Source organism: Mycobacterium colombiense (assembly GCF_003284935.1).
Lineage (GTDB): Bacteria > Actinomycetota > Actinomycetes > Mycobacteriales > Mycobacteriaceae > Mycobacterium > Mycobacterium arosiense_A.
In genome coordinates this window covers 1-9,950 of the sequence record NZ_QMEV01000109.1, presented here as the reverse complement: position 1 = coordinate 9,950, position 9,950 = coordinate 1, and the positions used below count along the sequence as shown (strand labels likewise).

The following is a 9,950-nucleotide window of genomic DNA, read 5'->3' as shown; positions in this document are numbered from 1 at the left end:
GCCGAACGGCGGCGTTGGCCTGCCCTTTGACCACCGGCGCGACACGCGCGACACGCCGCAACAAATCCGTGATCCCTCGCACCGGGCGCCGCGGCCGCCCGCCGGCGCGTTTCCGGACGGCCCGGCCACGCCGCCGCGCGCCGCCCCCAGCCGCCAAAACCGCAGCTAGACGGCTCGATCCGGGGCGGAACCGGCCCGAAAAACCCCGCCCCGCCCACCCCGAAGAGGGCCGTCGGCGACGCCCCGGGAAGCGCCGCTTTGGCGTGCCAGGCGCCGGTCCATGCTGGGAGTTTGTCCCCGTAAGCAGGGGGTCGGGTTAGATTTCGTCAGAAGGCCTGAGTACGGTCGTCTGCGCTGGCAGAAGTACCGGCGAGACAAAAAGAGATCGATTGAAATTGATTGATCAGATACGGAGGAATCGTGGCCCTTCCCCAGTTGACCGACGAGCAGCGCGCGGCCGCGTTGGAGAAGGCGGCTGCCGCACGTCGAGCGCGAGCAGAGCTCAAAGACCGCCTGAAGCGGGGCGGCACCAACCTGACCCAGGTGCTCAAGGACGCCGAGACCGACGAAGTCCTGGGCAAGATGAAGGTTTCCGCGCTTCTCGAGGCGTTGCCCAAGGTGGGCAAGGTCAAGGCGCAGGAAATCATGACTGAGTTGGAGATCGCCCCCACCCGCCGCCTGCGCGGCCTCGGCGATCGTCAGCGCAAGGCCCTGCTGGAAAAGTTCGGCTCCTAACCCGGCCGCCGACGATGCAGGCCGAATGGCCTGAGGAGAAGGCGGGCAATCCGACCCGAGCCGCGGGCGCACCCCCCAAGGGGCGCCCGTGAGCCCCGGCGGGGGACCGGACGTCCAGCGCGGCACACGTCCTGAACCATCAGGTGACGGACGTGTGGTCGTGCTGTCCGGTCCCTCCGCGGTGGGCAAGTCGACCGTGGTCCGATGCCTGCGCGAGCGGGTCCCGGACCTGCATTTTTCCGTCTCGGCCACGACGCGGGCGCCGCGGCCCGGCGAGGTCGACGGCGTCGACTATCACTTCGTCACCCCCGCCCGCTTCCAGCAGCTGATCGACGAGGGTGCGCTGCTGGAGTGGGCCGAAATCCACTCGGGGCTGCACCGGTCGGGCACCCTGGCCGAGCCGGTCCGGACCGCCATGGCCCGCGGGTTCCCGGTGCTCATCGAGGTCGACCTGGCCGGAGCCAGAGCCGTCAAGAAGGCGATGCCGGAGGCCCTCGCGGTCTTTCTCGCGCCGCCCAGCTGGGAAGATCTCGAGGCCAGGCTCATCGGCCGCGGCACCGAGACGCCGGAGGTCATGCAGCGGCGACTGGAGACGGCCCGCACCGAAATGGCGGCCCAAAACGACTTCGACCGGGTGGTCGTGAACAGTCAATTGGAGTCAGCGTGCTCCGAATTGGTATCCTTGCTGGTGGGAACTGCGCCGGACCGGCCTGATCCGTCCGGCCAAACCAAAAGCCGGACCACATCCCAGCACGATTGACCACCGAATTTTTCAACACCTCTGCAGCGGTGACGAGCCGCTCCAATCCGCCAGGAGATTGACCTAAGTGAGTATTCCGCAGTCCGACGCGGCGCTGGCCGCCGTCCCCGACCGGTTCGATCCGTCCGCCGGGGGACAAGGCGCCTACGACACCCCGCTGGGCATCACCAACCCGCCCATCGACGAGCTGCTGGACCGCGTCTCGAGCAAGTACGCGCTGGTGATCTACGCCGCCAAGCGGGCCCGCCAGATCAACGACTACTACAACCAGCTCGGCGAGGGCATCCTCGAATACGTGGGTCCGCTGGTCGAGCCGGGGCTGCAGGAAAAGCCGCTGTCGATCGCGATGCGCGAGATCCACGGCGACCTGCTCGAGCACACCGAGGGCGAGTAACAGGGCCGGGCCGGGCGCGCTGTGGACAACCGCGATCGGATCGCGAAGAACGTCATCGTCGGCGTCTCCGGCGGTATCGCCGCCTATAAGGCGTGCACCGTCGTCCGCCAGCTCGCCGAGGCCGGTCATTCGGTCCGCGTCATCCCGACCGAGTCCGCGCTGCGGTTCGTCGGCGCCGCCACGTTCGAGGCGCTCTCCGGCCAGCCGGTGCACACCGGCGTCTTCACCGACGTGCCGGAGGTCCCGCACGTCCAGCTGGGCAAGCAGGCCGACCTGGTCGTGGTGGCGCCCGCCACCGCGGACCTGCTGGCCAGGGCCGTGCACGGCCGGGCCGACGACCTGCTGACCGCCACCCTGCTCACCGCGCGCTGTCCGGTGCTGTTCGCCCCGGCGATGCACACCGAGATGTGGTTGCACCCGGCCACCGTCGACAACGTCGCCACGCTGCGCCGCCGGGGGGCGGTCGTGCTCGAACCGGCCGCCGGGCGGCTCACCGGGACGGACAGCGGGTCGGGCCGGCTGCCCGAAGCCGAGGAGATCACCACCCTGGCGCACCTGCTGCTCGACCGCCACGACGCGCTGCCCTACGACCTGGCCGGCTGCAAGGTGCTGGTCACCGCCGGCGGCACCCGGGAAGCGGTCGACCCGGTCCGCTTCATCGGCAACCGCAGCTCCGGCAAGCAGGGCTACGCGGTGGCGCGGGTGGCCGCCCAGCGCGGCGCCGAGGTCACGCTGATCGCCGGGCACACCGCCGGGCTGATCGACCCCGCCGGGGTCGAGGTGGTGCACGTCAGCTCGGCCCAGCAACTGGGCGAGGCCGTGGCCAAGCACGCGCCCGAGGCGGACGTGCTGGTGATGGCCGCCGCGGTCGCCGACTTCCGGCCCGCCCAGGTTGCGGCCGCCAAGATAAAAAAGGGTGTCGAGGGGCCGCCGACGATCGAGTTGGTCCGCAACGACGACGTGCTGGCCGGTGCGGTGCGGGCGCGCGCCAACGGCGAGCTGCCCCATATGCGTGCCATCGTGGGGTTCGCCGCCGAGACCGGCGACGCCAACGGCGACGTGTTGTTCCACGCCCGGGCGAAGCTGCGCAACAAGGGTTGTGACCTGTTGGTCGTCAACGCCGTCGGCGACGGCCGGGCCTTCGAGGTGGACAACAACGACGGCTGGCTGCTGGCGGCCGACGGGACCGAGTCCGCGCTGCAGCACGGCTCCAAGACATTGATGGCCAGTCGTATCGTGGATGCGATCGCCGCGTTCCTGCACGGGGGCAGCGGGTAGAACGGTCGAGTTCTTCTCGGCACCGGGGCAGGTGCTGGCCGGGCCGACGCCAGCCGATATAATTCGGCTAACTAACTAATTGGAAGGATTGGCATTGTGAGCGAAAAGGGTCGCCTGTTTACCAGTGAGTCGGTGACTGAGGGACATCCCGACAAGATCTGTGACGCGATCAGCGACTCCGTCCTCGACGCCCTGCTGGCCCAGGACCCCCGCTCACGTGTCGCGGTCGAGACGCTGGTCACCACCGGACAGGTGCACGTGGTGGGCGAGGTGACGACGACGGCCAAAGAGGCGTTCGCCGACATCACCAACACGGTTCGCGCGCGGATCCTTGACATCGGCTACGACTCGTCGGACAAGGGCTTCGACGGCGCCTCCTGCGGCGTGAACATCGGCATCGGCGCGCAGTCGCCCGACATCGCCCAGGGCGTCGACACCGCCCACGAGGCGCGCGTCGAGGGCGCCGCGGACCCGCTGGACGCCCAGGGCGCCGGCGACCAGGGCCTGATGTTCGGCTACGCGATCAACGACACCCCCGAGCGGATGCCGCTGCCGATCGCGCTGGCCCACCGGCTGTCGCGCAAACTGACCGAGGTCCGCAAGAACGGCACGCTGCCCTACCTGCGCCCGGACGGCAAGACGCAGGTCACCATCGAGTACGAGGACGACGTCCCGGTGCGGCTGGACACCGTGGTGGTCTCCACCCAGCACGCCGACGGCATCGACCTGGAGAAGACGCTCGATCCCGACATCCGCCAGCACGTGCTCAAGACCGTGCTGGACGAGCTGGCCCACGACACGCTGGACTCGTCGTCGACCCGGGTCCTGGTCAACCCGACCGGCAAGTTCGTCCTCGGCGGCCCGATGGGCGACGCGGGCCTGACCGGCCGCAAGATCATCGTCGACACCTACGGCGGATGGGCCCGTCACGGCGGCGGCGCCTTCTCCGGCAAGGATCCGTCCAAGGTGGACCGGTCGGCGGCTTACGCGATGCGCTGGGTGGCCAAGAACATCGTCGCCGCCGGGCTGGCGGAGCGGGTCGAGGTGCAGGTGGCCTACGCCATCGGCAAGGCCGCCCCGGTCGGGCTGTTCATCGAGACGTTCGGCACCGCGACGGTCGACCCGGTCAAGATCGAAAAGATCGTGCCCGAGGTGTTCGACCTGCGGCCCGGCGCGATCATCCGCGACCTGGACCTGCTGCGCCCGATCTACGCGCAGACCGCCGCCTACGGGCACTTCGGCCGCACCGACGTCGAGCTGCCGTGGGAGCAGCTGAACAAGGTCGACGACCTCAAGCGCGCGATCTAGGCGCCGGGTGGTCGGCCTCGAGCGCCGGCAGCCCGTCGATGCTGCGCCGGTTGCGGTTGATCAGCCGGCCGTACTGGTCATCGGTCACCTTGCGGTGCGCCGCGTCGAGCACGGGCCGCTCGTCGACCAGCTCGAAGTAGGGCACCGCGAATCCGCACGCGTCGGCGATCCGCTCCACATCGACCACGATGATGGTGCGGACCCCGGCGTGCTGATCGCCGAAATGCCGTATCAGCTCGGCGAATTCGGCGTCGTCGGGGCGGATCACCCGTCCGGTGCCGAACGGCCGCAGGATGCGCGAGTTGCGGGTGAACGAGCAGAACATGACGGTGATGCGGCCGTTGTCGCGCAGGTGGGCGACCGTCTCCACGCCGCTGCCGAACAGATCCAGGTAGGCCACGGTGTGCTCGTCGAGCACCGCGAAGGTGTCGCGATATCCCTTGGGGGACAGGTTGATTCGTCCGCCTTCGGACGGCGCGGTGGCGACGAAGAACACGGCCTGTTCGCGGATGAAGTCGCGAAGCGACTCGTCGATGTCAGAAAATTCCTTCGCCACGTGTGCAGCGTAGCGGCTAACCGGTGAATCGGTAGTCGTCCAGATTGAACCGCCGGCTGCGCCAGTACACCTCCGGGGTGGTGCCCGGACGCAGGGGCACGTCGCCGTTCTTGTCGAAGTAGTAGCTGTTGGCCAGCCGGCAGCTGTCCTGCCAGAAGATCTGGCGGGGCCGCCGGCGCATCATCTCGGCGAAGTAGCGGTCGTTGGCTTCCTCGCTGACCTCCACGCGGGTGGCGCCGACGCGCTTGGCCCGCGTGAGGCACCGCACGATGTGATGCGTCTGCGCCTCGATGAGCGCGAAATACGAAGAGCCGACGTAACCGTAGGGACCGAACACCGTGAACAGGTTGGGGAAACCGGGCACGGTGACGCCCTCGTAGGCCTGCAACCGGTGCTCGTCCCAGAACCGGCTCAACGACTTTCCGCCGCTTCCGGTCACCGCGAAGGTGGGCACGTTGTCGGGGTCCATCACCTTGAAGCCGGTCGCCAGGATCAACACGTCGATCTCGTGGTTCTCCCCGTCGGTGGTGGCCACGGCGTCGGGGGTGATCTTGTCGATCGGTTCGGTGACCAGCCGCACGTTGTCGCGGTTGAAGGTGGCGAGGTAGCCGTTGTGGAAACCGGGCCGCTTGCAGCCGACCGCGTACTTCGGGGTGAGCTGTTCCCGCACGGCGGGATCCTGAACCTGTTGCCGCAGATACGATTTCCCAAGCGAGGCCATCCGCTTGGCCAGGGGGAGGACCGTGAAGTAGTGCGCCGAGATGGGGAAGGTCAGCTCGACGTAGGCCTGGCTGAGCAGGCGCTGCAGGAACTTGCCGCCGGGGATTCTCATGGCCCAGCGCGCCGGCGCGGGCAGCGGCACGTCGAACTTCGGGAAACACCAGATCGGGGTGCGCTGAAAGACGGTGAGCGACGCGACGATTGGCGCGATCTCGGGAATCACCTGCACGGCCGAGGCGCCGGTGCCGATCACCGCGACGCGCTTGCCGCGCAGGTCCTGGCCGTGATCCCACCGCGCGGTGTGCATGGTGATGCCGCCGAACGAGTCCACGCCGTCGATGTCGGGCAGGTTGGGCACCGTCAGCACGCCGCAGGCGCTGATCAGGAACCGCGCGGTGATTTCTCCGGCCGGGTCGGTCTGCACCCGCCACAGGCGGCGCTCGTCGTCGAACTCGGCGGTTAGCACCTTGGTGTTGAACCGGATTCGCGACCGGATGCCGTATTTGTCCGCGCAGTGTTCGGCGTAGGCCTTGAGCTCCCGGCCCGGCGCGTAGGTGCGCGACCAGTGCCGGCTCTGCTCGAAGGAGAACTGATAGGAGAACGACGGAATGTCCACGGCGATACCGGGATAGGTGTTCCAGTGCCAGGTGCCGCCGACCCCGCCACCGGCCTCGATCACCAGGTAGTCGGGCAGCCCGGCCCGGTCGAGGTTGATGGCCGCACCGATGCCGGAGAAGCCGGCGCCGATGATCAGCGTGTGATAGTCGGGGGTTTCGTCGTCGTGCGGGGCCATCGTTGCCTGCCTAGGGGTGCAGCGCCTTGTGGAGCGCCGCCAGGCCGCGCTCGGTGGCCTCGGCGGCGGCGGGTATCACCAGGGCGAAACTGACGAATCCGTGTACCAGGGTGGGCTCGTTGGTCAGCTCGACCGGCACGCCCGCGGCGCCCAGCAGCTCGGCGTAACGGGCGCCGTCGTCGCGCAGCGGATCGTGTTCGGCGGTCGCGATGTAGGCGGGCGCCAGCCCGGACAGGTCCGCGGCGTTGGCGGGCGCCATGGTGGTGGGCAGCGCCTTCGGGTCGGTCAGATCGAGGTCGGGCACGTACCAGGACAGGAACGCGTCGATGACGTCCCGGTTCAGAACCGGCGCCTCGGCGTTGTCGGTGTGCGACGGCAGGGACCGGTCGGCGGTGACCGTGGGGTACCACAGCAGCTGGAAACGCAGCGCCGGCCCGCCGTGATCGCGGGCCAACAGCGCGGCCACCGCGGCGAGGTTGCCTCCCGCCGAGTCTCCGGCCACGGCGATGGTCTGCGGGTCGCCGCCGAGCTCGGCGGCGTGCTCGCCGACCCACTGCAGGGCCGCCCAGCAATCGTCCACACCGGCCGGGAACGGATTCTCCGGGGCCAGCCGGTAGCCGACGGACACCACGATGGCCTCGGCGCCGACGGCGTGCGCGCGGGCGACCGGGTCGTGGGTGTCCAGGTCGCCCAGGCAGAACCCGCCGCCGTGGTAGAAGACGACCACCGGCAGCGGGCGCAGCTCGCTGTCGGGCCAGTAGATGCGCACCGGGACGTCGGTGCGCCCGCCGTGGGCGATGGTGCGGTCCTCGATCCGCAGGTCCGGCAGCATCGTCGGCGGCACCTTGAGCAGCTTGAGCCGCTTGCGGGCGACCTCGACGCCGTCGGCCTCGCGGAATGTCATCGGGTAGGCGTCGAGCAACGCCTTGAAGGTCGCATCGATGCCGGGGCGGGCGATGGACGGCTCGCTCATGGGTTCACCGTACGCCGCGGGGTCACCGGTGCAGCGCGGTTCGCAGCGCCGCCAGCCCGGCCTCGAGCGCCGCAGTGGCGGTGGGCACCACGCCGGCATAGCCCAGGTAACCGTGCACCAGCGTCTCGGCGTTGTGCACCTGGGCGGCGACGCCGGCGGCGGACAGCAGCTCGCCGTACCGGATGCCGTCGTCGCGCAGCGGGTCGTAACCGGCGACGGCGATGTAGGCGGGCGCCAGGTTGCTCAGGTCCGTGGCGCGTCCCGGCGCCATGTCCGACGGCGGATTCGACAGGTCGACTTCGCCCGCGTACCAACGGGAGAACTCCGCGACGGCCTTGACGTCCAGGATCGGTGCGGTCGCGTTTTCGGCGAACGACGGCAGCGACGCGTCCCACATGGTCGAGGGATACCACAACAGCTGGAACACGATCGGCGGGCCGCCGTGGTCCCGCGCCCGCTGTGCCACGGCGGCCGAAATGGTGCCGCCGGCCGAATCCCCGGCAACGGCGATCCGGCTCGCGTCGCCGTGCAGTTCGGTGGCGTTCTCGGCGACCCAAAGCGTTGCGGCCCAAGCGTCTTCGACGGCGGCGGGGTAGGGGTGCTCGGGGGCCAGCCGGTAGTCGACGGACACCACGATCGCGTCGGCGCCGACCGCGTGCTGACGCGCGGTGCCGTCGTGGGTGTCGAGGTCGCCGATGACGAAGCCGCCGCCGTGGAAGTACAGCACCACCGGCGCGGGGGCGCCGTCCGGGTGGCCATCGGAATGGCTTGGCGGCCAATAGATCCGGACCGCGATCGGGCCGGTGGGGCCGGTGATCGTGCGGTCCTCGACCCGCAGCTCGGGGTGCAGCGGCCGGCGCGGCAGGTCGCGGAACCGCTGGCGCGCCGCGTCGATGCCGTCCTCAGTGGATAGCCGGAAGGGAACCGCATCCAGTACCTTCTGCAGGATGGGGTCGATAGCGGGTTTCTCGTCGGCTGTGTTATCCAAGCTGGGCATGGACGTACCGTACGCACCTCGTCTGGTGGCCGGGGCCTGGGTGGTGGCCGGCTGGGTGGCCCTCGGCTACGGCATCTACCTGACCGTGCTGGCGCTGCGCTCGCCGCCCGGAATCGAGCTGACCGGGCACTGGGTGTTGCAGCCGGCGTTCAAGGCCTCGATGGCCTTCCTGCTGACCCTGGCCGCGGCCGGGCATGCCGTCGTCCGCGAGCGGCGGTGGCTGATGCCGGCGCTGCTGCTGTCGGCCCTCGGCGACTGGGTGCTGGCGATCCCGTGGTGGACGCTGTCCTTCGTGGTGGGCCTGGCGGCATTCCTGTTGGCGCACATCTGTTTTGTGGGCGCGCTGCTGCCGCTGGTGCCGGCGTTCTCGGGGGCGTCGAAGGACGCGCGGCCGTCGACGGTGCGCATCGTTGCGGCGGTCCTGATGTGTGCGGCGTCGATCGCGCTGCTGGTCTGGTTCTGGCCCCACCTGGGCGCGGAGAAGCTGACGATTCCGGTGACGGTCTACATCGTGGTGCTGACGGCGATGGTGTGCACGGCCCTGCTGGCGAAGCTGCCGACGATCTGGACGGCGGTGGGGGCGGTGTGTTTCGCGGCCTCGGATTCGATGATCGCCATCGGCCGCTTCGTGCTGGGCAACGAGGCGCTGGCCGTGCCGATCTGGTGGTCGTATGCGGCGGCCCAGATCTTGATCACGGCCGGATTCTTCTTCGGCCGCGAGCTTCCCGCGGACGCCGACGGAGACGCCCCGGCGCCCGCCGAGAGCTGATTGTCGCCGGTGCCCGGTACGCTGCGGTCTGCGACGGTAAAACTCTGGATGGCAACATGATTCGCGGCCCGGGGGCCCGGTGAGCGGCGGCGCACGCACGCCCGTCGAGGTGGAGCCCATCGCCCGGGTGCTGCCGATGCTCTCGGTGCCGCATCTGGATCGCGAGTTCGACTACCTGGTGTCGGCCGAGCAGTCCGACGACGCCCAGCCCGGGGTGCGGGTGCGGGTGCGTTTCCACGGCCGGCTGGTCGACGGGTTTGTGCTGGAGCGCCGCCACGACACCGACCACCCCGGCAAGCTGGGGTGGCTGGATCGCGTCGTGTCGGCCGAACCGGTGCTCACCCCGGAGATCCGCCGGCTGGTCGACGCGGTCGCGGCGCATTACGCGGGCACCCGGCCCGACGTGTTGCGTCTGGCCGTGCCCACCCGGCATGCCCGCGTCGAGCGCGAACCGCTGGTGAGCCGTGATCCGGTGATCCCGGAGCCCGTCGACCCGTCGGGCTGGGACGGTTACGGCCGGGGCGCCCAGTTCCTGGCGGCGCTGGCCGAATCGCGCGCCGCCCGGGCCGTCTGGCAGGCGCTGCCGGGCGAGTCGTGGACGGACCGGTTCACCGAGGCCGCGGCGCAGACGGTGCGCACCGGCCGCTCGGTGCTGGCCATCGTTCCC

At 69.8% G+C, this 9,950-nt stretch carries 10 protein-coding genes and 1 pseudogene; 7 read left to right on the top strand and 4 right to left on the bottom strand.

The annotated features are described in order from the left end of the window. The first annotated feature begins 420 nt into the window (after window positions 1-420). The 5 genes from mihF to metK all read left to right on the top strand — a co-directional run bounded on the left by mihF (window position 421) and on the right by metK (window position 4,475). Window positions 421-735, top strand: coding sequence for an integration host factor, actinobacterial type (mihF, locus tag DQP57_RS25435; RefSeq protein ID WP_007171927.1), 315 nt, complete (start codon window positions 421-423; stop codon window positions 733-735). A gap of 88 nt (window positions 736-823) precedes the next feature. Next, complete coding sequence (gene gmk, locus DQP57_RS25430) at window positions 824-1,495, top strand: guanylate kinase (RefSeq protein WP_112635547.1); 672 nt, start codon at window positions 824-826, stop codon at window positions 1,493-1,495. 67 nt (window positions 1,496-1,562) lie between these two features. Continuing rightward, on the top strand, window positions 1,563-1,889 hold the full coding sequence (gene rpoZ / locus DQP57_RS25425) for a DNA-directed RNA polymerase subunit omega (protein WP_067142516.1): 327 nt from the start codon (window positions 1,563-1,565) through the stop codon (window positions 1,887-1,889). A 21-nt stretch (window positions 1,890-1,910) separates the two neighbouring features. Then, on the top strand, window positions 1,911-3,167 hold the full coding sequence (coaBC, locus tag DQP57_RS25420) for a bifunctional phosphopantothenoylcysteine decarboxylase/phosphopantothenate--cysteine ligase CoaBC (RefSeq protein WP_112635545.1): 1,257 nt from the start codon (window positions 1,911-1,913) through the stop codon (window positions 3,165-3,167). 96 nt (window positions 3,168-3,263) lie between these two features. Next, on the top strand, window positions 3,264-4,475 hold the full coding sequence (metK, locus tag DQP57_RS25415; protein ID WP_112635543.1) for a methionine adenosyltransferase: 1,212 nt from the start codon (window positions 3,264-3,266) through the stop codon (window positions 4,473-4,475). Here the strand turns inward: metK and DQP57_RS25410 are convergent. Genes DQP57_RS25410 through DQP57_RS25395 form a run of 4 tightly spaced genes read right to left on the bottom strand, consistent with a single transcriptional unit; the run spans window position 4,459 to window position 8,514 of the window. Beyond that, window positions 4,459-5,031, bottom strand: coding sequence for a pyridoxamine 5'-phosphate oxidase family protein (locus DQP57_RS25410; protein WP_112635541.1), 573 nt, complete (start codon window positions 5,029-5,031; stop codon window positions 4,459-4,461). The genes metK and DQP57_RS25410 overlap by 17 nt on opposite strands. Window positions 5,032-5,047: 16 nt before the next feature. Beyond that, window positions 5,048-6,544 carry a flavin-containing monooxygenase gene (locus DQP57_RS25405; protein ID WP_112635539.1) on the bottom strand — a complete coding sequence of 499 codons (1,497 nt, stop codon included), beginning with the start codon at window positions 6,542-6,544 and terminating at the stop codon, window positions 5,048-5,050. 10 nt (window positions 6,545-6,554) lie between these two features. Next, window positions 6,555-7,517: an alpha/beta hydrolase gene (locus DQP57_RS25400; RefSeq protein WP_112635537.1), complete on the bottom strand. Its 963-nt coding sequence runs from the start codon at window positions 7,515-7,517 to the stop codon at window positions 6,555-6,557. Between the two features lie 22 nt (window positions 7,518-7,539). Continuing rightward, window positions 7,540-8,514 (bottom strand): alpha/beta hydrolase, encoded by a 975-nt coding sequence (locus tag DQP57_RS25395; protein ID WP_112635535.1) that lies wholly within the window; start codon window positions 8,512-8,514, stop codon window positions 7,540-7,542. On the opposite strand from DQP57_RS25395, the gene DQP57_RS25390 reads away from it, so the two are divergent. After that, window positions 8,513-9,283 carry a lysoplasmalogenase gene (locus DQP57_RS25390; protein WP_112635533.1) on the top strand — a complete coding sequence of 257 codons (771 nt, stop codon included), beginning with the start codon at window positions 8,513-8,515 and terminating at the stop codon, window positions 9,281-9,283. The two genes, DQP57_RS25395 and DQP57_RS25390, sit on opposite strands and share 2 nt — an antisense overlap. 79 nt (window positions 9,284-9,362) lie before the next feature. After that, window positions 9,363-9,950: pseudogene (locus tag DQP57_RS25385) on the top strand (primosome assembly protein PriA); the annotation flags it as partial.

Coding starts and splice junctions, on each gene's coding strand:
- DQP57_RS25400 (WP_112635537.1), bottom strand. CDS start 7,517: ATGAGCGAGCCGTCCATCGCCCGCCCCGGCATCGATGCGACCTTCAAG.
- DQP57_RS25405 (WP_112635539.1), bottom strand. CDS start 6,544: ATGGCCCCGCACGACGACGAAACCCCCGACTATCACACGCTGATCATC.
- DQP57_RS25395 (WP_112635535.1), bottom strand. CDS start 8,514: ATGCCCAGCTTGGATAACACAGCCGACGAGAAACCCGCTATCGACCCC.
- DQP57_RS25390 (WP_112635533.1), top strand. CDS start 8,513: ATGGACGTACCGTACGCACCTCGTCTGGTGGCCGGGGCCTGGGTGGTG.